General features: G+C 74.3%; 19 protein-coding genes and 2 riboswitches. Of the genes, 7 read left to right on the top strand and 12 right to left on the bottom strand.

The window, feature by feature from the left end:
* Nucleotides 1–9: 9 nt before the first annotated feature.
* The 3 genes from AC0GKK_RS18180 to mdo all read right to left on the bottom strand — a co-directional run bounded on the left by AC0GKK_RS18180 (nucleotide 10) and on the right by mdo (nucleotide 4,265).
* Nucleotides 10–1,551: a VWA domain-containing protein gene (locus AC0GKK_RS18180; RefSeq protein ID WP_489882181.1), complete on the bottom strand. Its 1,542-nt coding sequence runs from the start codon at nucleotides 1,549–1,551 to the stop codon at nucleotides 10–12.
* A gap of 13 nt (nucleotides 1,552–1,564) precedes the next feature.
* Nucleotides 1,565–2,836 carry an AAA family ATPase gene (locus tag AC0GKK_RS18185; protein ID WP_350663360.1) on the bottom strand — a complete coding sequence of 424 codons (1,272 nt, stop codon included), beginning with the start codon at nucleotides 2,834–2,836 and terminating at the stop codon, nucleotides 1,565–1,567.
* Nucleotides 2,837–2,972: 136 nt separating this feature from the next.
* On the bottom strand, nucleotides 2,973–4,265 hold the full coding sequence (mdo, locus tag AC0GKK_RS18190) for an NDMA-dependent methanol dehydrogenase (protein WP_073576638.1): 1,293 nt from the start codon (nucleotides 4,263–4,265) through the stop codon (nucleotides 2,973–2,975).
* Nucleotides 4,266–4,498: 233 nt separating this feature from the next.
* A riboswitch (cobalamin riboswitch) is annotated at nucleotides 4,499–4,707 on the top strand.
* A gap of 127 nt (nucleotides 4,708–4,834) precedes the next feature.
* On the opposite strand from mdo, the gene metE reads away from it, so the two are divergent.
* From metE to AC0GKK_RS18210, 4 genes are all read left to right on the top strand, one after another.
* Entirely contained in the window at nucleotides 4,835–7,144 is a 2,310-nt protein-coding gene (gene metE / locus AC0GKK_RS18195; protein ID WP_489882182.1) for a 5-methyltetrahydropteroyltriglutamate--homocysteine S-methyltransferase, read from the top strand.
* Between the two features lie 90 nt (nucleotides 7,145–7,234).
* Nucleotides 7,235–8,758: an ABC transporter substrate-binding protein gene (locus tag AC0GKK_RS18200; protein ID WP_489882183.1), complete on the top strand. Its 1,524-nt coding sequence runs from the start codon at nucleotides 7,235–7,237 to the stop codon at nucleotides 8,756–8,758.
* On the top strand, nucleotides 8,755–9,699 hold the full coding sequence (locus AC0GKK_RS18205; RefSeq protein WP_489882184.1) for an ABC transporter permease: 945 nt from the start codon (nucleotides 8,755–8,757) through the stop codon (nucleotides 9,697–9,699). Before AC0GKK_RS18200 ends, AC0GKK_RS18205 begins: the two co-directional genes overlap by 4 nt.
* A gap of 8 nt (nucleotides 9,700–9,707) precedes the next feature.
* The gene (locus AC0GKK_RS18210; RefSeq protein ID WP_405421500.1) at nucleotides 9,708–10,514 is read left to right on the top strand and encodes an ABC transporter permease; all 807 of its coding nucleotides are present in this window, start codon (nucleotides 9,708–9,710) and stop codon (nucleotides 10,512–10,514) included.
* A 2-nt stretch (nucleotides 10,515–10,516) separates the two neighbouring features.
* Here the strand turns inward: AC0GKK_RS18210 and AC0GKK_RS18215 are convergent, their stop codons facing one another.
* Nucleotides 10,517–10,648, bottom strand: a complete 132-nt coding sequence (locus AC0GKK_RS18215; protein ID WP_255624188.1) for a hypothetical protein — start codon at nucleotides 10,646–10,648, stop codon at nucleotides 10,517–10,519.
* A gap of 86 nt (nucleotides 10,649–10,734) precedes the next feature.
* Here AC0GKK_RS18215 and AC0GKK_RS18220 point away from each other — a divergent pair, with 86 nt between their 5' ends.
* Complete coding sequence (locus AC0GKK_RS18220; protein WP_489882185.1) at nucleotides 10,735–11,736, top strand: DUF6925 family protein; 1,002 nt, start codon at nucleotides 10,735–10,737, stop codon at nucleotides 11,734–11,736.
* A 118-nt stretch (nucleotides 11,737–11,854) separates the two neighbouring features.
* Here the strand turns inward: AC0GKK_RS18220 and AC0GKK_RS18225 are convergent, their stop codons facing one another.
* Together AC0GKK_RS18225 and AC0GKK_RS18230 are read right to left on the bottom strand one after the other, a co-directional pair.
* Complete coding sequence (locus tag AC0GKK_RS18225) at nucleotides 11,855–12,931, bottom strand: ribonucleotide-diphosphate reductase subunit beta (protein WP_489884033.1); 1,077 nt, start codon at nucleotides 12,929–12,931, stop codon at nucleotides 11,855–11,857.
* Between the two features lie 5 nt (nucleotides 12,932–12,936).
* Nucleotides 12,937–15,825, bottom strand: a complete 2,889-nt coding sequence (locus tag AC0GKK_RS18230; RefSeq protein WP_489882186.1) for a ribonucleoside-diphosphate reductase subunit alpha — start codon at nucleotides 15,823–15,825, stop codon at nucleotides 12,937–12,939.
* Between the two features lie 131 nt (nucleotides 15,826–15,956).
* Nucleotides 15,957–16,159, bottom strand: a riboswitch (cobalamin riboswitch).
* Between the two features lie 169 nt (nucleotides 16,160–16,328).
* Between AC0GKK_RS18230 and AC0GKK_RS18235 the strand changes: the two genes are divergently transcribed.
* Nucleotides 16,329–17,078, top strand: a complete 750-nt coding sequence (locus tag AC0GKK_RS18235; protein WP_489882187.1) for a class I SAM-dependent methyltransferase — start codon at nucleotides 16,329–16,331, stop codon at nucleotides 17,076–17,078.
* Here the strand turns inward: AC0GKK_RS18235 and AC0GKK_RS18240 are convergent, their stop codons facing one another.
* Together AC0GKK_RS18240 and AC0GKK_RS18245 are read right to left on the bottom strand one after the other, a co-directional pair.
* Nucleotides 17,079–18,599, bottom strand: coding sequence for an ABC transporter substrate-binding protein (locus AC0GKK_RS18240; protein WP_489882188.1), 1,521 nt, complete (start codon nucleotides 18,597–18,599; stop codon nucleotides 17,079–17,081).
* Complete coding sequence (locus tag AC0GKK_RS18245) at nucleotides 18,596–18,982, bottom strand: hypothetical protein (RefSeq protein WP_482638450.1); 387 nt, start codon at nucleotides 18,980–18,982, stop codon at nucleotides 18,596–18,598. The genes AC0GKK_RS18240 and AC0GKK_RS18245 overlap by 4 nt, the downstream gene beginning before the upstream one ends.
* A gap of 120 nt (nucleotides 18,983–19,102) precedes the next feature.
* On the opposite strand from AC0GKK_RS18245, the gene AC0GKK_RS18250 reads away from it, so the two are divergent.
* Entirely contained in the window at nucleotides 19,103–19,465 is a 363-nt protein-coding gene (locus tag AC0GKK_RS18250) for a four-helix bundle copper-binding protein (protein ID WP_073576628.1), read from the top strand.
* Here AC0GKK_RS18250 and AC0GKK_RS18255 read toward each other — a convergent pair.
* The 4 genes from AC0GKK_RS18255 to AC0GKK_RS18270 are packed head-to-tail and all read right to left on the bottom strand — an operon-like array spanning nucleotide 19,419 to nucleotide 23,063.
* On the bottom strand, nucleotides 19,419–20,921 hold the full coding sequence (locus AC0GKK_RS18255) for an ABC transporter ATP-binding protein (RefSeq protein WP_489882189.1): 1,503 nt from the start codon (nucleotides 20,919–20,921) through the stop codon (nucleotides 19,419–19,421). The two genes, AC0GKK_RS18250 and AC0GKK_RS18255, sit on opposite strands and share 47 nt — an antisense overlap.
* A complete protein-coding gene (locus AC0GKK_RS18260; protein ID WP_346104739.1) occupies nucleotides 20,918–21,724 on the bottom strand; it encodes an ABC transporter permease subunit in 807 nt (268 codons plus the stop codon). The genes AC0GKK_RS18255 and AC0GKK_RS18260 overlap by 4 nt, the downstream gene beginning before the upstream one ends.
* Entirely contained in the window at nucleotides 21,721–22,695 is a 975-nt protein-coding gene (locus AC0GKK_RS18265; protein WP_476652902.1) for an ABC transporter permease, read from the bottom strand. Before AC0GKK_RS18265 ends, AC0GKK_RS18260 begins: the two co-directional genes overlap by 4 nt.
* On the bottom strand, nucleotides 22,692–23,063 hold the full coding sequence (locus tag AC0GKK_RS18270) for a hypothetical protein (RefSeq protein WP_489882190.1): 372 nt from the start codon (nucleotides 23,061–23,063) through the stop codon (nucleotides 22,692–22,694). The genes AC0GKK_RS18265 and AC0GKK_RS18270 overlap by 4 nt, the downstream gene beginning before the upstream one ends.
* Nucleotides 23,064–23,125 lie beyond the last annotated feature (62 nt).

Here is a 23,125-nt window from a genome sequence, read left to right on the forward strand (position 1 = left end):
CCGGCGGGGTCAGCGGCCGATCAGCTCGCCGGCCATCTCGTTCGTGGTCGCCTCGAAACCGGACAGGTCCCGGACCACGCGGACGCGGTCGCAGTACTCGGCGTAGGCGGGCAGGTCGCAGCGGCCGAGCCCCCACGAGTACCGCGGCTCCGGGGTCAGCCAGATCGTCTCCCGGGCCCGCCGGGTGATCTCGACGAACGCCTCCATGTTGGGGTCGTTGCCGTTCCCGCGGCCGTCGCCGAGCACCAGGACCGTGGTCCGGCGGGTGACCGCCGAGCCGTGGTCCTCCAGGAACTGGCCGAAGGCCAGGCCGTAGTTGGAGTTGGCGTCGACGTCGAGCTGGTCGCCCCCGAAGATTAGACCGAGGGCGTGCTCGACGGGGTGGTCGGCGAACAGGTCGGTCACCTCGACGAGGTCGGCCACGAACGCGAACGAGCGCACCTGGCCGAACAGGTCCTGCAGCCCGTGCACCAGGTGCAGGGTGAACCGCGCGGTGGCCCGGACCGACAGCGAGACGTCGGCCAGCACCACCAGGCGCGGCTTGTCCTCCTGGCGCTGCACGGTGACCGGGGAGAACGGGACGCCGTCGTAGCGCATGTTCTTGCGCATGGTGCGGGCCGAGTCGATCCGGCCCCGCGGCGAGACCCGTCTGCGGTGCGTGAGCGCACCGTGCAGCGACTTGGCCAGCCGCCGCAACGAGTCCTCCAGCTGCATGCGCTCGGTCTCGCTCGCCCGGTCGACCTCGGCGACGCGTTCGGCGTCGTCGTGGCCCTCGACGATCCGCTGCTCGATCGCGAGCAGCTTCTCCAGGTGCGCCTTGAGCAGCTCCGGGAGGTTGTCGAGCACTCCGGTGAGGCGCCGGCGCAGCGCAGCGGCGTCGTCCTCGGTGCCCTGCTCCTCCTCCGACAGCCGGTCCTCCTCGGAGTTCAGCCAGCCCAGCAGCGCGTCCTGCTGGGCGACCGACAGGTCGGCGTCGACCTTGGTGCCCTGCTGCTGGGAGATGTCGCCGGGTTGACCGCCGCCGGAGAACCGGTCGGTCTCGATCTGCACGCGCTGGCCGTCGGTGACGTCGTTGGCCTGCTCCTTGGAGAGCACGATCTCGTCCGTCATCGAGGCCATGTCGATCTTGTTGGCCTCCTGGTGCAGGTTGTACTGCTCGGCCAGGTCCTCCGGGTCGAAGAACTCCTTGATGTCGACCGGTGAGCCGTGGTCGTGCCCCTCCTGCGGGGTCTCCGACGGCTCCTCGGACAGCGTGAAGTTCTCCAGTGGGGTGTCGTCGGACAGATCGCCGTGGCCGTGGCCGTGCCCGTGGCCGGTGTCCGCCTCGCCCACCCTGACCAGGGCGAAGAACAGGTCGAAGACCTCGTCGAAGGTCGACTCGTCACGCCGGTCCTTGATCAGCGCGATGCGCAGCGCCTCCTTGAGCACCGCCTTGTCGGACAGCACCCCGGGCTGGGCGGCGCAGGCCATCGCGTCGAGTGCCTCGGACACCGAGATGCGCACCGCCCGGATCCGCAGGAGCCGGACGAAACGGTGGATGCTCGCTTCCACGCCGACGCCCCGATCAGACCGGGCGCTTGCGGGAGCCGCCGAAGGACCGGGAGCCCTGGCCGGGCGAGACCTTCCGGACCGCCGACGGCGGCGGGGCGACGCCGCCCGGCAGGCCGCCGTAGATGCCGCCGTGCCGGCCGGCCTGGTCCTTCGCGGCCCGCTTGGCGCGGCCGTCGATGTCACCGTCGTCCGGGTCGTCGTCGCGGGCGCTCGGGGTGCGCGCGGCGCGCGGCGCGGGCTCGTCGTGGCTGTGGTCGCCGTCGTGTCCGTGTCCGTGGCCGTGCCCGTGTCCGTGGCCCTGCTCGGCGACGACCGCGTTCGGGTCGACCAGGTTCGGCAGCGCGTCCAGCGCCTTCTTGACGTCCTTGTCGTACTTGACGACGACCGAGACGGTGTCGGACAGGATCTGCGAGCTCAGCTCGTCGACCCCCAGGACGGCCAGCGTGCGCGCCCAGTCGATGGTCTCCGAGATCGAGGGCGACTTGCGCAGCTCCAGCTCGCGCAGCCCGCGCACGACGTTGACGAGCTCCTCGGCCAGCTGGTCCGACAGCCCGGTCTTCTTCGACTTGACGATCTCCAGCTCGCGGGAGGCCGACGGGTAGTCGAGGAACAGGTGCAGGCAGCGGCGCTTGAGCGCGGCGGCGAGGTCGCGGGTGTTGTTCGAGGTCAGCAGCACGTACGGGCGCTGCTCGGCGACGAAGGTGCCGATCTCGGGCACGGAGATCTGGAACTCGCCCAGGGTCTCCAGCAGGACGGCCTCCAGGGCCTCGTCGGCGCGGTCGACCTCGTCGATCAGCAGCACGACGGGCTGTTCGGAGCGGATGGCCTCCAGCAGCGGGCGCGGCGCGAGGAAGCGCTCGGAGAAGAACACGCTCTCCTGGGACCCGATGCGGTCGACCGCGGAGGCGAGGTCGGGGGCGTCCTCGACGAGCTGCCCGATCTTCTCGCGGAGGATCTGGGTGTACATGAGCTGCTTGCCGTAGTCCCACTCGTACAGGGCCTTGGTCTCGTCCTGGCCCTCGTAGCACTGCAGGCGCAGCAGCCGGCGCCCGGTGGCGACGGCGAGCATCTTCGCCAGCTCGGTCTTGCCGACCCCGGCGGGCCCCTCCAGCAGCAGCGGCTTGTCCAGCCGGGTCAGCAGGAACACCGTCGTGGCCAGGCGGGTGTCGGCGATGTAGCCCTGCTCCCGCAGGGTCTCGATCACCTGGTCGACGGACTCGAACGGACCGGTCGAGGCGACGGCGTCCGCCGCCTCGGTCACAGTGGGGACGACAGCCTCGGACACGCGGATATCTCCTTCGCGGGCCGCACCGGCTCTGGTGCGGAGAAGAGCGGGGCCGCAGCCAGCGGGCCCACCCACCCGAGTATCACCTCGGATGGCTGGGCCCGCTGGTGCGACGGTGGACGTACTGACCTGCGGATCAGGTCAGCAGGTCGTCCAGGTCACCGTTGATGGAGTGGTCGACGACCGGGCGGACGGTCTCGAACGTGCACTCCTTCGGGTTGCCCGGGGTGCAGGCGTCGCCGAGGACGTGGTTGGTGATCCGGTCGACGTCGGCCGCGTCACCGACGATGGTGGGCGCGTTCTCGTAGAACTTGGTCGGGCCGGTGCCCAGCCGGTTCTTCGAGTAGGTGTCCTGCTTGACGTCGGCGAACTTCTCCGGGATGCCCACGTCGCGCAGCAGCCGGATGGAGGCGGCGAGCGCGGCGTCGGCGGCCTGCGGCTTGGTCATGCCGCGGGTGTCGACCCCCATCGCCTCGGCGATGTCGGCGAAGCGCTCGTACACGACGGGCATGTTGAACGCCCACACGCGGGGCAGCGCGATGGCGTTGTTCAGGCCGTGGTGGGTGTCGTAGAACGCCGACACCGCGTGGCTGATCGAGTGGATGATGCCGAGGCCACCGGAGTTGAACGCCTGGGCGGCGATGTACTGCGCGTACATCATGCCCTCGCGGCCGGAGAGCTCCTGGCCGTTCCAGACGGCCTTGCGCAGGTTCTGCGAGGTCAGCTTGATCGCGTGCAGCGCGTTGCCCAGCGACGGCTGGAAGTCCAGCCGCGAGACGTAGGGCTCCGAGGCGTGCGCGAGCACGTCGAACCCGCACTGCGCGGTGTAGTCGATCGGGCAGTCGTAGTAGAGCACCGGGTCGTCGATCGCCAGGGTGGTGACCGAGGCGTCGTCGAACGCGACGTACTTGTGCGGGTTGTCGGGGTCGGTCGTGGTGTCGGTGATGACGTAGGCCCACGAGGTCTCCGAGCCGGTGCCGGCCGTGGTGGAGACCGCGATGTGCGGCGGGTTGGCCGGGTTCTCGGACTTGTTGAAGCCCTCGAACTCGTTGACGTTGCGGCCGTCGTGCGCGACCGAGATGCGCGCGCCCTTGCAGGCGTCGTGCGAGGAGCCGCCGCCGATGGAGACGAACGAGTCGCAGTTGTTCTGCTGGTAGAGGCCCACAGCGTCCATGACGTTGTAGTCCTTGGGGTTCGACTCGACCTTGTCGTACAGCACGACCTCGAGGCCGTGGTACTTCATCGACTCGACGATCTTGTGGACGATGTCGGTGCCCCGCAGGCCCGACGTCATGACCAGGGTCTTCTTGAAGCCCAGCTTCAGGGCCTCCGGGCCGATGAGCTCGTGCGACCCCGGACCCATGAGCGCACGGGGGAACGGGTGGAACTCCTTGATGGGGAACGGCTTGAGCAGCTCGTCTACCTGCATGTCAGCCCTTTCTGAGGCAGGTGGATGGGTCGAGACCGCACGCTATGCCCCCTGTGGCCGCGGGCACAGGGGTGCTCGCCATTACCCCTCGGGAGACCGGGCAGGTTCCCCCTCCGAACGGAGGGGCACAGGGTGAGGTCGCCCTCGACCCGGCCGCCGGGGAGGGTGTGACAGTAATGCCAATGTATGGCAACAGGGATCGCTCGGCAACAGTCTGTCCGGCCGGTCCGGGGTACTGTCGGCTCGCCGACGGTTCGTGCCGGCCCGACGACGGGGCGTCACGAGGCAAGAGGGAACCCGGTGGGAATCCGGGACTGCCCCGCAGCGGTGAACGGGAACGACCGCCGTCAACAGCACTGGGAGTGATCCCGGGAAGCGACGGCCAGTAGGTGTGCGCAGTGCGCCCGTGAGTCCGAAGACCTGCCGCCGGTGCGTGCGCCGTCCGGCGTGCGCGGATCCGTGGCCTCGCGGGAGGACCGGGCGGACGACCGGGCACCGTCGTGCCCGGCGGTCGCAGGCGCCCCGTGCCGGCGACGGGTCCTCCACCGCACTCGCGAGGAGAGAGGGCCGTGAGCATTCCTTCCAGCAGCACCATCGGCAGCACCGTCCTGGGGTACCCCCGGATCGGACCGGACCGGGAGCTCAAGCGGGCGACCGAGTCGTACTGGGCCGGGCGGACCGATGCGTCCGCACTGCACGACGTCGCCGCCGGGCTGCGCCGCGACACCTGGACCGGGCTGCGTGACGCCGGGCTCGGCTCGGTGCCGGGCAACACGTTCTCGTTCTACGACCACGTCGGAGACACCGCGCTGGCGGTCGGGGCTGTGCCGGAGCGCTTCGCCGGCGTCGCCGACCCGCTGGAGCGGCTGTTCGCGATGGCCCGCGGCCGCACCGGCGCCCCGGCCTGCGAGATGACCAAGTGGTTCGACACGAACTACCACTACCTCGTCCCCGAGGTCGGCCCGGACACCCGGCTCGCGCCGGGCAGCCGCAAGGCCCTCGACGAGTTCCGCGAGGCCCTGCGCTGCGGGATCACCACCCGTCCGGTGCTGGTCGGGCCGGTGACCTTCCTGCTGCTGTCCAAGCCGGCCGACGGTGCACCGGAGGGCTTCCGCCCGCTGCACCTGCTCGGGCCGCTCGTCGAGGTCTACCGCGACCTGCTCGCCGAGCTCGCCGAGGCGGGCGCGGAGTGGGTGCAGCTCGACGAGCCCGCCTTCGCCGCCGACCGGACGCCGCAGGAGGTCGCGGCGCTGCGCCGGGCCTACGACCGGCTCGCCTCGGCGACCCGGCGGCCCAAGATCCTCGTCGCGTCGTACTTCGGGGAGCTGGGACCCGCCCTGCCCGCGCTCGCCGCCACGGCCGTCGAGGGGCTGGCGCTCGACCTCGTCGCGGGGGCCACCGACCTGGACGCCCTCGATGTGGGAGACCCGGCGGTCCCGGGGCTGGACCGGAAGGTGGTGCTGGCCGGCGTCGTCGACGGGCGCAACGTGTGGCGCACCGACCTGGACCGGGCACTGGCGACGGCGCAGCGGCTGGTCGGCGTCGCGGGGCGGGTCGAGGTCTCGACGTCGTGCTCGTTACTGCACGTCCCCTACGACCTGACCGCGGAGACGGCTCTGCCCGGCGACGTCGTCGACATGCTGGCGTTCGCCCGGCAGAAGGTCACCGAGGTCGTGCTGCTCGGGCGGGCCCTGCGCGAGGGACCCGACGCGGTCGCGGCGGAGCTCGACGCCGCACGGGCCGTCCGGGAGCGGGTCGCCGCCACCGCGCGCCGCGACGAGCGGGTGCGGTCCCGGCTCGACGCGCTCGGCCCCGACCACTACCGGCGCGGTCCCGGCGACGTCCGGGCGAAGGTCCAGCGCGCGGCGCTCGGCCTGCCCGTCGTCCCCACGACGACGATCGGTTCTTTCCCGCAGACCGCGCAGATCCGGCGCGACCGGGCCGCGCACCGCTCCGGTGTGATCGACACCGGCACCTACGCCGAGCGGATGCGCCAGGAGATCGTCCGCGTGGTGCGGCTGCAGGAGGACATCGGGCTCGACGTCCTGGTGCACGGTGAGCCCGAGCGCAACGACATGGTCCAGTACTTCGCCGAGCACCTCGACGGCTTCGCCACCACCGAGCACGGCTGGGTGCAGTCCTACGGCTCGCGGTGCGTACGCCCGCCGATCCTGCACTCGGACGTGTCCCGGCCCCGGCCGATCACGGTGGAGTGGGCGCGGTTCGCCCAGTCGCTGTCCGACGCGCCGGTCAAGGGGATGCTGACCGGCCCGGTGACGATCCTGGCCTGGTCGTTCGTGCGTGACGACCAGCCGCTGGGTGACACCGCCCGGCAGGTGGGGCTGGCCCTGCGCGACGAGGTAGGAGACCTGGAGGCCGCCGGGATCCGGATCATCCAGGTCGACGAGCCCGCGCTGCGCGAGCTGCTGCCCCTGCACGAGCGGGACCGGCCCGGGTACCTGGACTGGGCGGTGGACGCGTTCCGGCTGGCCGGCGGGGCCGTCGCCGACGCCACCCAGATCCACACCCACCTCTGCTACTCCGAGTTCGGCGAGGTGGTGGGGGCGATCGACGGGCTCGACGCCGACGTCACCACCGTCGAGGCGGCCCGGTCGCGGATGGAGGTGCTGGCCGACCTCGGACCGGGGGTCCCGCGCGGGCTCGGCCCGGGCGTCTACGACGTCCACTCGCCCGAGGTCCCCGGCGCCGACGAGCTGGTCGAGCAGCTCGGCGCGGCCCTGCGCCACATCGGACCGGACCGGCTGTGGGCCAACCCGGACTGCGGGCTGAAGACCCGCGGTGAGGCGGAGACGGTGGCGGCCCTGACCAACCTGGTCGCCGCGGCCCGCCTGGTCCGGGACTCGGCGACGACCGGCTGAGCCCGCGTCGCGACGCCCCGCGGCTCCCCGGCCGCGGGGCGTTGCTCACGCGCCATTGATTGAACAGATGATCAGATGTAGTCATATGGAGTGATCGCACGAAAGATGGCCGCGCTGCTCGCGGCCGCCGCCCTGGTGCTGACCGGCTGTGGTGCCGGCACCGGCGGCGCCGGGACCCCGGACCCGGCCGGTGAGCTGACCGTGGCCCTGCAGTTCCCGCCGCGCGCCGACTACGCCTTCGACGCCGACGACGGCGCCCGGCTGCAGTCCCTCGGCGTCGCCGAGACCCTGACCACTGTCGACGCCGACGCCCGCCCGGCGCCGATGCTCGCGACGGGCTGGGAGCAGCAGGGCAACGCCTGGCGGGTCACCCTGCGCCAGGACGTGCGGTTCCACGACGGCACCCCGCTCACCCCGGACGCCGTCGTCACGGCGCTGCGCTACGTCGCGGGCGTCGAGGCCCCGCCGCGGGCGATCCGGGGCATCGGCTTCGCCGTCACCCCCGACGGCGCCGACGCCGTGCGGATCACCACCACCGAGCCCGACCCGGTGATGCCGTTGCGCCTGTCCAGCGGCAACCTCGGCATCCTCGCGCCCGCCGCCTACGCCGGCGGCGGGGCGCCGGCCTACCTGCGCACCGCGACCGGCCCGTTCGTGCTGGACTCGGTCAGCGGCGCCGACTCCGCGCAGCTGGTCCGCAACGACGACTACTGGGGCGAGCCGGCGGGTGCCGCCCGGGTCACCGTCCGCTACGTCGAGGACCCGCAGGCCCGCGCGCTGGCGATCCAGGCCGGCGACGTCCAGTTCGCCGAGGGGCTGCCGCAGGCCCAGCTGGCGCAGGTCCGCGCCGCCGGCGCCGAGGTCGTCGAGTACCCCAACGCGCGCACCGTGCCGCTGCAGCTCAACCAGTCCGCGGCGCCGTTCTCGGACCTGCGGGTCCGCCAGGCCGTCACCGCGGCGATCGACCGCCCGGTGCTGGCCGAGCAGGTCCTCGCCGGGGGCGCCGCACCCGCGGCCGACCTGTTCGGCGCGGCCGTGCCCTGGGGCGAGACCGCGCCGCCGCCCGGGGCCGACGTCGCCCGCGCCCGGCAGCTGCTCGCCGAGGCCGGCTACACCGAGCAGAACCCGCTCACCGTGCGGCTGTGGACCTTCCCGAACCGGCCCGAGCTGCCCGCGCTGGCGAACGCGATTCAGGCGATGCTCGGTGCCGCCGGGGTGAAGGTCGACATCACCGTCGGGAACTACGAGGCCCAGGAGCCGAAGGTCCTCGCCGGTGACTACGACATGTTCCTCAACTCGCGCAGCTACCTGTCCGACTTCCCGGACGCGGCGAGCACGCTGACCTCGGACTACACCTGCGACGGCAGCTACGCCGTCGACCAGTACTGCAGCCCCGCCTACGACGCGCTGGTCGACCGGCTCAACTCCACCGAGGACCCGACGGCCCGCCAACAGCTGTTCCGCGAGGCCGCCGCGATGCTGACCCGCGACGCCGTCGGCGTCATGGTCGTGCACCCGCGCAACACCGCCGTGCTGCGCGGCGCCACGGGCTTCGTCCCCGATCCGCTGCAGATCCGCCCGGTGCTGCCGCAGCTCTCCCCGACCACGGGGTGATCGGGCTCCTGCTGCGCCGGCTCCTCGTCGTCGGGCCGGTGCTCCTTTCCGCGTCGGTGCTGGTGTTCGCGCTGCCGCGGCTGGTCGGCGTCGACCCGGCGCGGGCGGTCCTGCGTGCCCGCAGCGCCGAGGCGGTGCCGGACCCGGCGACCGAGGCGCGGCTGCGGTCATCGCTCGGCCTGGACGCGCCGGTCACCGAGCAGTACCTGCGCTGGCTGGGCGGGGTGCTGCGCGGCGACCTCGGCCACGGCTACGTCGCGCGGACCCCCGTCGCCGGCCAGATCGCCGACGCCGCGACGGTCTCCGGGCTGCTCGCGGTGCTCGCCCTCGCCCTGGCTGCGGTCGTCGGCATCCCCGCCGGGGTGTACGCGGCGCGCCGTCCCGGAGGGGCGCTCGACCGGTTCCTCGGGCTGGGCACGGTCGCCGGGGTCGCGGTGCCGGAGTTCGTGCTCGCCCCCTGGCTGGTGCTGGTGTTCGCCGTGTGGGCCGGGGCGCTGCCCGCGCTCGGCTGGGGTGACCCCGCCCACCTGGTCCTGCCGGTGCTGACCCTCGCCGCCTACCCGGGGGCCCTGGCCGCGCAGCTCGTCCGCGCCGAGACCGCCGGGGTGCTGACCCGGCCGCACGTGCTCGTCGCCCGGGCCAAGGGCCTCGGTGCGCACCGGGTCCTGTGGCGGCACGGCGCCCGGCTCGCGACGACGTCGGTGACCGCGCTGGCCGGGATGTTCGTCGCCGGGCTGCTGGGTGGCTCGGTGGTGGTCGAGGTCGTGTTCGGCATCCCGGGGCTGGGGCGGCTGCTGCACCGGGCCGTCGTCGCGCAGGACCTGCCGGTGGTGCAGGCGGGCACGCTGCTCGTCGTCGCGGTCGCGGTGGTCGCGGGGGTGCTGGTGGAGGTGCTGGCGACGGCGCTGGACCCGGTGCTGCGCTCGGCGGGGTCACGGTGAGGCCCCGGGTGCGGACGGGGTGGTGGGTCGCGGCCGGGGTGGCCGCCCTGGCCCTGGCCGCGCCGGTGCCGATGCTCGTTCCGGCGGGCCTGCTCTCGGTACTCCTGCCCGACCCCGACGCCGTCGACTTCGCCGGGATGCTCGCCGGGCCGTCCGCGGCGCACCCGCTGGGCACCGACCAGCTCGGCCGGGACCTGCTCGCGCGCACCGTCCACGGCGGACGGCTGACCGTCGGGCTGGCGCTGTCCGCGGTGCTGGTCACCGGGGTGTCCGGGGTGGCCGTCGGGTCGCTCGCCGCGGTCGCGGGCCCGGTCGGGCGGGCGGCGATGCGGGTGGTCGACGTCCTGGCCGCGATCCCGGTGGTGCTGTTCGGGCTGCTCGCCGCGGTCGCGCTGGGTCCCGGCGTCGGGTCGCTGCTGGTGGCGGTCACGGTGATCGCCTGGACCCCGTTCGCCCGGCAGGCCTACCTGCTCGCGCTCGCTGAGCGGCAGCGGGAGTACGTGATGGCGGCGGTCGCCCTCGGCGCGGGGCCCGGGCGGGTCCTGACCCGCCACGTCGCGCGGAACCTCGTCCCGCCGCTGGCCGCGCACGCCTGCGTCCGGTTCGCGAGCACCCTGCTCACCGTCTCCGGGCTGTCCTTCCTCGGGCTCGGCGTCCAGCCGCCGACCGCGGAGTGGGGCGCGATGGTGGCCGAAGGCCGCGAGTACCTGTTCGGCGCGCCGCAGGTGGTGCTCGTGCCCTCGCTGGCGGTCGTGCTGACGGCCGGGACGGCCCTGTGGTGGGGACGCCGGTGGGAACGGGTGGGTGCCCGGTGAGCTCAGGCCGCGTGGACCTGCCCGCCCGCGGGGTCGAGGGGCCTGCCCAGCTCGGGGAACCAGCGGAACGCCTCCGGCCTGCCCTCCCAGTCGCAGCCGGCGCACTCCGGGCCGTCGTGCGGGTGCTCGTCCACGATGCCTCCCGATCGTTGTTGCCATCACTGTGCAACAGAGCGTGTCGGGGTGTGAACCCTCCGGTCGGAGGGGCAGGGTGAGGGACGTGGGCGACGGGGACGACGTGGACGACGTGGCCGGGCTGCTGAGCGCGTACCTGGCCGACCCGTACGCGGGCTGGAGCATGGGTGCGCCCGGCGCGATCGCGGAGTTCGTGCGGACCCCCGACGAGCCGGTCGGGTCGTCCGGGCGGGGCACGGTCGTCACCGCGCGCGGCGGGATCCGGATCGAGCCGCACCCGTCGACCCGGCCGCTGGCCTACCGGACGCCCGTCGGCCCGCACGAGCACTGGAACCACGCCGTCGCGCTGTGCCTGCCCACCGCCTGCGCCCGTGGCGCGGTCCGGACCGCGGTCACCGTGCTCGGCCCCGACCGGGCCGCGCTGCGCCCGGCCGACCGTGACGCCGTGCTCGTCGACCTCGGGCTGGGCACCCCGATGGTCGACGCCTGCGTCCGCACCGGCGATGCGGACCTGCTCGCCCTGCTGCACCGCGCCGCCGGCCGGCCGCTGGACGGCGCGCTGACCGCCGTACTGGTCGCCGCCGGCCCGCACCGCGTGTTCACGACCGCGCTCGGCCGGGTCGAGGTGTACGCCGCGATCCCGCCGCCGGAGGGCCGCTCCCCGGACGGGCCGCACACCCACCTGCTCCCGCACGTGCTGCGCGAGGGCCGTACGCACGCGGCGACCGTGCCCGTGCCCGCCGGTCACCTGGCCTGCGCGCACCTCTACCCGGCGCACCCGCTGACCGACCTCACCGGGCGTCCGATCCCGTTCGACCCGACCCGGGCGGCCGCCTTCGACGGGCTGCTGGAGCGGTTCGGGGATCCGGACCAGTGGGCGGTGACCGCCGGGGTGGTCCGGGCGGTCGCGGCGGGGGAGGCGCCCGGGCCGCGTCCGGCGACGGCGCCCGGCCGGGCCGCGCAGGCGGTCGCGTTGCGGGTGCTCGCCGTCGCCGGTGGGGCGGACCCGGCCGTGCTCGACGCCTGGCGCGGCAGGACCGGCGCGGACGGGCTCCTCGACCCGAGCGGCGACCGCAACGCCGGCTGACGGCCCTCGGACCTCCGCGGCCAGTTCGGGCGCACCGGTGGCGGACCACCGCTGCTCGACCCGTCCCCGGAAGGTCAGGTCCGCGGGCCGGGCCGGTCACCCGGCCCGGCCCACCCTCTCAGTCCCAGTCCAGCGACCCACCCGTCCGGTACTCGGTCACCCGCGTCTCGAAGAAGTTCTTCTCCTTGCGCAGGTCCATGGCCTCGCTCATCCACGGGAACGGGTTCTCCGGCTCCCCGAACAGCGGGGCGAGCCCGATCTGCTCGGCCCGCCGGTCGGTGATGAACCGCAGGTAGCGCTCGCAGGACTCGGCGGTCAGGCCGAGCATCCCGCGGGGCATGGTGTCGCGGGCGTAGGCGACCTCCAGCTCGCACGCCTCGTACAGCATCGTCCGGATCTCGGCGGCGAAGTCGGCCGTCCAGAGGTGCGGGTTCTCGATCTTGATCTGGTTGATGCAGTCGATGCCGAAGTTCAGGTGGATCGACTCGTCCCGCAGGATGTACTGGTACTGCTCGGCGATGCCCACCATCTTGTTGCGCCGGCCGAGCGAGAGGATCTGCGCGAACCCGGTGTAGAACCACATGCCCTCGAACACCACGTAGAACGCGACGAGGTCACGCAGGAACGCACGGTCGTTCTCCGGGGTGCCGGTCCGGAAGTCCGGGTCGGACAGGGCCCGGGTCCAGCGCAGCGCCCAGGCGTCCTTCTCGGTGATCGAGGGGACCTCGCGGTACGCGTTGAACAGCGCGCCCTCGTCGAGCCCGAGCGACTCGCACACGTACTGGAACGTGTGGGTGTGCACGGCCTCCTCGAACGACTGCCGCAGCAGGTACTGGCGGCACTCGGGGTTGGTGAGGTGGCGGTACACCGCAAGCACGATGTTGTTCGCGACCAGCGACTCCGCGGTGGCGAAGAACCCGAGGTTGCGGGTGAGCATGAGGCGCTCGTCGTCGGTGAGCCCGCCGGGGGAGCGCCACAGCGCGATGTCGGCCTGCATGGCGACCTCGGTCGGCATCCAGTGGTTGGCGCAGCCGGCCAGGTACTTCTCCCAGGCCCAGGTGTACTTCAGCGGCAGGAGCTGGTTGACGTCGGCGCGCGCGTTGATCATGCGCTTGTCGTCGGCGTCGATCGGGGCGGCGCCGCGGGCGATCTCGCCCAGGCCGCTGGCGTTCTCGGTGCTTCCGGTGGGCTGCAGAGTGGTCACTGGCAGGCCTCGCAGTCGGGGTCGTCGACCGAGCAGGCACGGCCCGGATCGAGGTCGGGGGCGGTGGCGGGCACGGCGGTGGCCGGGACCGCGGGCACCCCGGCCGTGGGCGACGCGGCGGGGGCGGCGGCCGGGGTGCTCGGCACGCCGGTCAGCCGGCCGTCGGTGCCGGTGAGGGTGGACTTCTCCACCGACGTCGCCGCGCGGGTGCGCAGGTAGTAGGTGGTCTTGAGCCCGGAGCGCCAGGCGAGACGGTAGAGCTCGTCGAGCGCCCGGCCGCTGGGGGCGGCGAGGTAGAGGTTCAGCGACTGCGCCTGGTCCAGCCACTTCTGCCGGCGCGAGGCGGCGGCCACGAGCCAGCGCGGCTCGATCTCGAACGCGGTCGCGTAGAGCTCCTTCAGGTCGGCGGGGACCCGGTCGATCTCGGCCAGCGACCCGTCGAAGTACTTGAGGTCGGCGACCATCACCTCGTCCCACAGCCCGCGGTCCTTGAGGTCGCGGACCAGGTGCGGGTTGATCACCGTGAAGTCGCCGGACATGTTGGACTTCACGTACAGGTTGAGGTGGATCGGCTCGATCGACTGCCCGACCCCGCAGATGTTCGAGATCGTCGCCGTCGGGGCGATGGCGAGCACGTTGGAGTTGCGCATCCCCTGGGTGCGCACCTTCTCCCGCAGCGCGTCCCAGTCCAGCGTGGACGACCGGTCGACGTCGAGCTCGCCGTCGCCGCGGGCCGCGGCCAGCAGCTCGAGCGAGTCCAGCGGCAGGATCCCGCGGCTCCACAGCGACCCGTCGAAGCTGGCGTAGCGGCCGCGCTCGACCGCCAGGTCCGACGAGGCGGTGATCGCGTGGAACGACAGCGCCTCCGCGCTGCGGTCGGCGAACTGCACCGCCGCGTCGCTGCCGGGCGCGATGCGCCGGGTGAACAGCGCGTCGGAGAAGCCCATGAGGCCCAGGCCGACCGGGCGGTGACGGAGGTTGGACCGGCGGGCCTCGGGAATCGTGTAGAAGTTGATGTCCACGACGTTGTCGAGCATCCGCACCGCGGTGGTCACCGTGCGGCGCAGCTTGTCGGCGTCGAGCCCGTCCGCGGTGACGTGCGCGGCGAGGTTCACCGAGCCCAGGTTGCAGACCGCGACCTCGCCCTCGTCGCCGGCACGGGTGTTGAGGGTGATCTCGGTGCACAGGTTCGACGAGTGCACCACGCCCGCGTGCTGCTGCGGGCTGCGCAGGTTGCACGGGTCCTTGAACGTGATCCACGGGTGCCCGGTCTCGAACAGCATGGTCAGCATCCGCCGCCACAGCTCGACCGCGCGCACCGTGCGGTGCACCCGCACCTCACCGCGCGCCGCGGCCGCCTCGTACTCGCGGTACCGCTGCGCGAACGCGGTGCCGTAGAGGTCGTGCAGGTCGGGGACCTCGTCCGGGGAGAACAGGGTCCACTCGCCGTCGGCCTGCACGCGGCGCAGGAACTCGTCGGGCACCCAGTTCGCGGTGTTCATGTCGTGGGTGCGGCGACGGTCGTCGCCGGTGTTCTTGCGCAGGTCGAGGAACTCCTCGATGTCGACGTGCCACGTCTCCAGGTAGGCGCACGCGGCGCCCTTGCGCTTGCCGCCCTGGTTCACCGCGACGGCGGTGTCCCCGGCGATCTTGAGGAACGGCACCACACCCTGGGAGACGCCGTTCGTACCCCGGATGTGCGCGCCGAGTCCCCGGACCGGGGTCCAGTCGTTGCCCAGCCCGCCGGAGTACTTCGCCAGCAGCGCGTTGTCGCGGTAGCCGCCGAAGATCGACTCCAGGTCGTCGTCGACGGTGGTGAGGAAACACGACGACAGCTGCGGGCGGGTGGTGCCGGAGTTGAACAGCGTGGGGGTGGAGGCCATGAAGTCGAAGCGCGACAGCAGCTCGTAGAACTCGACCGCGCGCGCCTCGCGGTCGACCTCGCGCACCGCCAGGCCCATCGCGACCCGCAGGAAGAACGCCTGCGGCAGCTCGAAGCGCACGCCGCGCTCGTGCAGGAAGTAGCGGTCGTAGAGGGTCTGCAGGCCGAGGAAGCCGATCTGCAGGTCGCGCTCGGGGCGGATCGCGGCGGTGACCCGGTCCAGGTCGAAGGTCGCGAGCTCGGGGTCGACCAGGCCGATCGCGATGGCGTGGCGCAGGTAGTCCTTCGTGTAGGCCGCGTACCGCCCGGCCATCGTCGCGTGGTCCGGGGTCTCCCGGGCGCCCGACAGGTGCGAGACGGCCTCGGCGCGCAGGCGGTCCAGCAGCAGCCGCGAGGCCACCAGTGAGTACGCGGGCTCGCGCTCCACCAGCGTGCGCGCGGCCAGGACCAGGGCCTGGGCCAGCTCGTCGGCGGTGATGCCGTCGTAGACGGTGCGGTCCAGCTCGGCGAGCACCCTGTCCGGGGTCACGTCCTCGACGCCGGCGCAGGCCTCGTCGAGCACCGCGGCGACGCGGACCCGGTCCAGCGGGGCCCGGCTGCCGTCGGGGTGGGTGACGTGCACGACCGGGGCGTCCGCGACGGCGGTGTCCCCGCCGTCGTGCGCGCGGGCCCGGGCCTGCTGCTCGCGGTAGAGCACGTAGGAGCGGGCGACCTTGTGGTGGCCTCCGCGCATCAGGGCGAGCTCGACCTGGTCCTGGATCTGCTCGACGTGCACGGCGCGCGCCGGGTGCCGGGTCAGCGCCGCGACGACCTGGTCGGTCAGTCCGGCCACGAGGTGGTGCACCCGCGACGACGCCGCGCCCGAGTCCCCCTCGACCGCCAGGAACGCCTTGGTCGTCGCCACCGAGATCTTCGTGGCGTCGAACCCGGTCTCGGACCCGTCGCGCCGGATGACGCGCAGGGCCGGTGGTGCTGCTGCCGGTGCAGCGGTGGAAGCCGTCACGGGCTCTCTCCTCGCGAGTCGCCGTCCCTCCGGGGGCGGGCGCGGTACGAGGAGGCGGTGGGTCGGCGTGTCGTCGGCGGCCCACCGCACCCTGGCGCCGTCCCACGAGGCCCCGGAGCAGCGCGCGCCGGTCGGCACGCGCACCGGTGGCAGGTCTTCGGACTCACGGGCGCACTGCGCAGACCTACTGGCCGTCGCTTCCCGGGATCACTCCCAGTGCTGTTGACGGCGGTCGTTCCCGTTCACCGCTGCGGGGCAGTCCCGGATTCCCACCGGGTTCCCTCTTGCCTCACCGGCCCGTGCGGACCGGTGAACCACCAGCGCCCCGGACACTACATCTGGGGTCCGGACACGATCGACCCCCCTATCAGTTCCGGTTTCGACGACCATCGAGTCACGCACGGTGAACGTCGCCGGTCACGTGCCCGGCGGTCCCTTCCGTGCGACGGGTCCGCGCGGATACCGTCGGGCGCACTGTTGCCACCGTTGTGCAGGAGAGTGCGATGACCACCGGAACGGACCTCGACGCCGAGCACTGGCTGCGCCGGTGGGACGCCCAGCAGGAGCGCTACATCCCCGACCGGGAGGAACTGTTCGCGCTGGCGCTCGACGTCGTCGACCGGCTCGCCGGCACCCCCGCCCGGCTGCTCGACCTCGCCTGTGGGCCCGGGTCGTTCGCGGCCCGCGCGGCGGCGCGCTGGACCGGGGCCGAGGTGGTCGGCGTCGACGTCGACCCGGTCATGCTGGAGCTGGCCCGGCGGACCACCGGCGAGCGCGTCCACTGGGTCGACGCCGACCTCTCGCGTCCCGGGTGGACCGACGCCGTCGGCGGCGGGCCGTTCGACGCGGCCGTCTCGGCCACCGCCCTGCACTGGCTGCCCGAGCACGCGCTGCCCGGGCTCGCGCAGCGCCTCGCGTCCGTGCTGCGCCCCGGCGGGGTGTTCGTGAACGTCGACACCCTGCTCGCCGACCCCGCCCGGCCGCGCCTGGCCGAGCTGACCCGGACCCTGCGGGTCGAGCGCACCGACCGGGGACTGGCGACCGGTGAGGACTTCCGGACCTGGTGGGACGCGCTCGCCGACGAGCCCGCCCTGGCCGCCGGGTTCGCCGAGCGGGAGCGCCGCTTCGCCGACCGGGCCACCGGCGGGTCGTCGCTACCGGCCTGGGAGCAGGCGCTGTCCGGCGCCGGGTTCGCCGAGGTCGGGACGCTCACCCAGACCTTCGACCGGCGGACCCTGGTCGCGATCCGCTGATCACCCGAGCCGGGCGCGCGCGAAGTTCGCCCAGGCGAACGTGTTCGGCCGGGCCGCCTCCAGCCCGGTGAGCCCGGCCGCCACGCCGACGTTCCAGTCCCGCACACCCCACACCAGGGCGCCCGACTCGGCGCGCAGCAGGCCGAGGATCCGGGCGAACGCGTCGGTGCGCGCGGCGTCGTCGGTGGTGGCGACGGCGGCGTAGTAGAGGCGGTCGATCTCCGGGCTGCGGTAGCCGGTGAAGTCGTAGGTCGGGGTGCTGGTCAGCATCCGGCGTCCGATGTAGTCCGGGATCGGCAGTGAGCCGGTGCTGTTCTGGGAGAACACGCCCTGCTGCCGGATGGCCCGGAAGTAGCCCGACGACGGCAGCGGCCGTGCCGTGACCCGCAGCCCGACCTCGCCGAGCTGGCGCGCGACGAGTGCGGTGGCGGCGTCGAAGGTCGGGTCGGCGCCGCTGGTCTGCAGCTCGATCGCCGCCCCCTGTGCCCCGGCCTCGGTGACGAGCGCGCGGGCCCGCGCGACGTCCCGTGCCACCGGGCCCACCCCCGCCGGGTGGTAGCGCAGTCCCTGGCCGAACATGTCGTCGCCGACCCGGCCGCGCCCGAGCAGCACGACCCGCACGAGCTCCTCGCGGTCGATGCCCAGCCGCACCGCCTCGCGCAACCGCGGGTCGGAGAACGGTGCCCGGTCCACCCGCATCACCAGGAACTGGCTCGCCGAGGCCGGCGCGGACAGCGCCGAGGCGCGCTGCTCGCCCCCCAGCCGGGCGGCGCCGGTGGGGGTGAGGTCGTGGGCGTAGTGCACCTGGCCGGACAGCAGGGCGCCGATCCGGGCGGCCTCGTCGTCGACGGGAAGGAACTCCAGCTCACGTACGCCGGGCGCGCCGTCCCAGTGGTCCTCCGACGCGGTGTAGACGGTGGACCCGCCCGGGGTGAACGACGCGAGCCGGAACGGCCCGGTCCCGTTCGGACGGTCGAACGACGTCGTCCCGGCCTTGACGATCTCGGTGCCGGGCGCGCCCCAGGCCAGCGGGAACAGCGTGTTCGGCCGGGTCAGTACCAGCTCGACCTCGGTCGGCGACACCGCCCGCGAGGCGGTCGCGTCGAGGTCGCGGAACAGGGTCGCGGCGATCGCGGTGGTCGCCGGGTCGGTGATGCGGGCCAGGGTGGCGAGCACGTCGTCGGCGGTGAGCGGGGAGCCGTCGTGGAAGCGGGCCGCGCGCAGCCGGATCCGCCACCGCCGCCCGGTCGCGTCGCTCTCCCAGGACTCGGCCAGCCGCGGCTCGGGGGTCATGTCCTGCGACCACCCGGTGAGGGTGTCGAAGCACGCCTTGGCCCGGGCCTGGTCGAGGTAGAGCGGCAGGACGTGCGGGTCCAGCGACTCGCGCGAGCCGCCCGTCGCGAAGGCGACCCGCAGCCGCTCCTCGCCCGTCCCGCCGCCGGAGCAGCCGGTGAGGGCGAGCGCGGCGACGCCGAGCGCGCCGGTCAGCACCCGGCGCCGGGACAGCTCGGGCGGGGTCATCCGGCGGCCCGCCCGGTGTCCGAGGCGCGCAGGCCGGGGGTGAACACGTGACCGTCGAGGACGGCCGGGCGGGGCGCCGTACCCGGTCCGCCCGCGCGGACCCAGTCGGCGACGGCGTCGGTCGTCGCAGCGTCCAGGACCGCACGCAGCCACACGGGCCGCGCACCGGCCCGTCGGGCGACCGGGGTGGGTCCGACCACGACGACGTCGGAGTCGGCGCACGGGCCGAGGCACGCGCTGGTCCGCAGCCGCGCGTGGCCCTCGATGCCCCGGGTGAGCCGGTCGAGCAGCCCGTCGTGGTGGGGCCGGTCCAGGCCCGGGTGCTTGCGACCGGAGCCGCAGCAGCATCCCCGGCAGACGGTGACGGCGGACAGCGCAGACATGATCCGACCCTACGCGACATATGACGGACTGTTCAGACGTCGAGGGTGACAATCAGGTGAGTGCGGCCACCGCCACGCGGGAACCCTCGGGTCCCACACCCCGGACACCAGGAGATCCCCATGAGCCACCACGTCCTCGAGGCCGCCGGCGTCAGCACCCCGGCCACCGTCGTCGAGAAGCTGCACGACGCCGCCCGCGCGAGCACCGCCTGCGCCTCGGCCATGGTCGCCTCCGGCGGCATGGAGACCGAGGTGCTCCTCGCCCTCGACGCCGCCGACCTCTGTACCGCGGCCGCGAGCGTGCTCGGCCGCCGGACCGGGGACAAGGCGGTCGGCGAGGCCGCCGCGTCGGCCGCCGCGCTCGCCTGCGAGGCCAGCTCGGCCGCCTGCGGCGCGCACGCCGACCACCACGAGCACTGCCGGCTGCACGCCGAGGTCACCCGGGAGACCGCGCAGCTGCTGCGCGAGCACGCGGGCGCCTGAGCGCTCCGGCTCCGCCGGCCGGGACCGGTTGCGGTGCCGCGGCCACCCGGCCGTCGACGAGGGTCACGACCCGGTCCGCCGACGCGACGGCGACCGGGTCGTGGCTGATCAGCAGCACCGCGGTGCCGTCCTCGCGGCAGACGCGCCGCAGCTCGGCGAGCAGCAGCGCGCGGTGCCCGCCGTCCAGCGCCGAGGTGGCCTCGTCGGCCACCAGTACCGCGGGCCCGGCGAGCAGGGCCCTCGCCACCGAGGCGCGCTGGAGCTGACCGCCGGACAGTCCGCCCGGGCGGCGCGCGGCCGTCGCGGCGGGGACCCCGAGCCGCTCCAGCAGCGCGACGGCGGCGGCGCGGGCGTCGGCCGGGGACCGCCCGCGCAGCAGCACGGCCGGCCGGGCAACCTGGTCGAGGACCGGGCGGTGGTCGAGGAACGCGGACCGGCAGTCCTGGTGGACGTACTGCACGGCGCGCCGGTCGCCCGCCGGGTCCCGGCCGCCGACGCGGACGGTCCCCGAGCAGGGGGTCAGCCCGGCCAGGGCCCGGCCGAGCGTCGTCTTGCCCGCCCCCGAGGGCCCGGTCAGCGCGACGAACCCGCCCCGCCCGACGGCGAGGTCCACCCCGGACAGCAGCTGCGCCCCGCCCGCGGTCCGGACCCCCAGACCCGTCACCTCGAGCATCGCCCCGACCGCCGCCGGTGGTGGCGGGGACGCGGTCGGGGCGGGTGCACCGAGCAGCGCGGCGGCCGGGCCGGTGCGCACGACCCGGCCCGCGGCGAGCTCCAGCAGCGTCACCGGGACGGCGGCGGCGAGCCTGCGGACGGCGTCGAGGTCGTGGGTGAGCAGCACGAGCGCCGTGGAGCCGGCGGCCAGCACGGCGAGCCGGTCGAGCACCGCGTCGGTGGTGACCGGGTCCAGTCCGGTGGTCGGCTCGTCGAGGACGACGACGGCCGGCCCGGTCACCAGCGTCTGGGCCAGCGCGACCCGCTGCTGCTGCCCGCCGGAGAGCCGGTGCGGGTGGCGGCGGAGCAGGTGCGGCTCGGCTCCGAGGCCGGCCCGCTCGCAGGCCTCGGTGACCGCCCGGGCCCGGGCGGTCCGGTGCCGTCGACCGCGACCGTGCACGGTCGCGGCGAGCTCGTCGAGGACCGGCCCGACCCGACGCACCGGGTCCAGGACCCGGCCCGGGTGCTGCGGGAGGTGCCCGACCCGCCCGGCGCGGCGCGTCCGCAGCTCCCGCGGGGCGACGCCGAGCAGCTCGGCGGGCCCGATCCGTACCGACCCGTCGAGCGCCACCCCGGTGGCGGCCTCGCCGAGTACCGCCAGCCCGAGCGTCGACTTCCCCGCCCCGGACGACCCGACGACGGCGAGCACCGCACCCGGCGCGAGGTCGAGGTCGACGCCGTCGAGGAGCACCGTCCCGTCGACGGTGCGTGCGGTCAGCCCGCGGACCGACAGCGCGCTCACACGACCGCCCCCGTCCGGTCCGCGAGCCGGTCCACCAGCACGTTCGTCCCCGCGGCGAGCGCCACGAGCAGACCCGCCGGCACCAGCAGCGCGTACGGGGCGAGGAACAGCGACGCCGCGTTCTGCTCGATCACCACCGCCCAGTCGACGGTGTCCGGTGGCAGCCCGACCCCGAGGAAGCTCGCGCTGGTCAGCACGGTCAGCACGAGCACGCCGCGCGTCCCGGCGTCGACGAGCACCGGCCCGGCGACGAACCGCCCGGTCTCGGCGAGGTGGATCCGCCACCACCGCTCGCCGTTCTGCGTCATCGTCTCCAGCGCCACCCGCCGCGCGGGGGTCCCGGCGGCCCCCCGGACCACCCGGACGACCGCGGGCAGCTGCAGCAACGCGGTGGCGACCAGCAGCCAGCCGACACCGCGCCGTCCGGTGCCGGCGAGCACCAGCAGCACCAGCAACGACGGCAGGACCAGCAGTACGTCCAGCGTCCGCTGGGTGAGCAGCACCGCCCACCGGCGCCCGGACGCGGCCAGCACCAGCCCCAGCGGGACCCCGGCCGCGTAGGCCAGCACCAGCGTGCCGACGACGAGCGTGACGACGGTGGTGCCACCGGTGAGCGCGAGCGTCAGCACGTCGCGGCCCAGCGCGTCGGTGCCCAGCGGGTGACCCGGCCCGGGCGGGAGCAGCGCGCCGGACCCGCCCGGGACCGGGAGCAGCGGCGCGAGGACGGGCCCGGCGACGGCGCACAGCAGCGGCACCCCGGCGAGCAGCGCGGCGACCGCGGTCGTCACCGGCACCCGGCTCACGGCTCGTCCTCCCGAACCGGGCTCAGCCGTGCGGTCGCCGCGTCGGCCACCAGGTTGACCGTGATGGTGACGAGGGCGGCGAGCAGCGCGTAGCCCTGGATCAGCGGGATGTCGCGGTTCTGCACCGCGTCGACCACCCCGGCCCCCACCCCGGGCAACGCGAACAGCGCCTCGACGACGACGACCCCGCCGAGCGTGCCCTCGACGATCCGGGCGAGCTGCTGCACCGACGGCGCGAGCCCGCCGGGGAGCACGTGGCGCAGCAGCACGTCGCGCTCGGGCAGGCCGAGCCGGCGCAGGTGGGTGACGTGCGGTGCCCGATCGGTCTGCAGCACGCCCTGGCGGATCTGGCGTGACAGCCACCCCAGCTGCGCCGCGACCAGCACGACGACCGGCAGCACCAGCACCGCCGGGCCGAGCAGGGACCCGCCGCCCGCGGTCGCGGGGAGCCAGCCGAGCTGCAGCGAGAAGAGCCCGACCAGCAGCAGCCCGGTCGCGAACTGCGGGGCGGCCTGCAGCGCCGACACCGTCGCCGTGGAGACCCGGTCCACGACGCTGCCCGGCCTGCGTCCCGCCGCGGTGCCGACGGCGACCCCCAGCGGGACCATGACGGCGAGCCCCAGCGCGGCGAGCAGCACGGTGCTCCCGAGCCGGTCCGCCACCTCGTCGACGACGGGCCGCCCGGTCACCAGCGAGGTCCTCAGGTCGCCCGTGACGAGCCCGCCGAGCCAGTCGCCGAGCCGCTCCGCGGCCGGGAGGCCGGTACCCAGCTCGGTGCGCAGCCGTTCCACCTGCTCGTCGGTCGCGTCGGGCCCCAGGACGACCTCGGCCGCGTCGCCGGGCAGCAGCGTCGTCAGCGCGAAGATCGCCACGACGGCGGCGAGCAGCTGGGCGGCCGCGACCGCCACCCGTCCGGCGGTGGAACGTCCGCCCCGGGCGTCGACGACGGGCGGGGCCGCGCCGGTGCTCATCCGGCGGCGGCCTTGTCGAAGCGGCCCCACAGGTGGCTGTTGGGCTTGGCGGCCTCGATCCCGGTGACCCCCGCGGCGACACCGACGTTCCAGTCCGACAGCGCCCACACCAGTGCCCCCGACCCGTCGCGCAGCAGGGTCTGGATCCGGGTGAGGTCCGCCCCGCGGGCGCTCTCGTCGGGGTTCGCGACGGCCTGGGCGTAGAGCCGGTCGACCTCGGCGCTCCGGTAGCCGGTGTAGTTCGAGTTGTCGGCGGACGACAGCCGGCGACGCCCGATGAAGTCGGGGATCGGCAGCGCCCCGGTGCGGGTGAACGACGCGACCCCGGAGGTGCGGACGGTGGTGAAGTAGGTCGGGGCGTCGAGCACCCGCGGGGTCGGGCCAGGCCGATCTCGCGCAGCTGCTCGGCGACGAGTGTGGCCGCGGGCTG

Source organism: Pseudonocardia sp. P-1 (genome assembly GCF_058111925.1).

Excerpts from the sequence above, each read along its gene's own strand:
- mdo (WP_073576638.1), bottom strand. The coding sequence starts at position 4,265 with ATGCAGGTAGACGAGCTGCTCAAGCCGTTCCCCATCAAGGAGTTCCAC.
- AC0GKK_RS18245 (WP_482638450.1), bottom strand. The coding sequence starts at position 18,982 with ATGTCTGCGCTGTCCGCCGTCACCGTCTGCCGGGGATGCTGCTGCGGC.
- AC0GKK_RS18235 (WP_489882187.1), top strand. The coding sequence starts at position 16,329 with ATGACCACCGGAACGGACCTCGACGCCGAGCACTGGCTGCGCCGGTGG.
- AC0GKK_RS18250 (WP_073576628.1), top strand. The coding sequence starts at position 19,103 with ATGAGCCACCACGTCCTCGAGGCCGCCGGCGTCAGCACCCCGGCCACC.
- AC0GKK_RS18240 (WP_489882188.1), bottom strand. The coding sequence starts at position 18,599 with ATGACCCCGCCCGAGCTGTCCCGGCGCCGGGTGCTGACCGGCGCGCTC.
- AC0GKK_RS18265 (WP_476652902.1), bottom strand. The coding sequence starts at position 22,695 with ATGAGCACCGGCGCGGCCCCGCCCGTCGTCGACGCCCGGGGCGGACGT.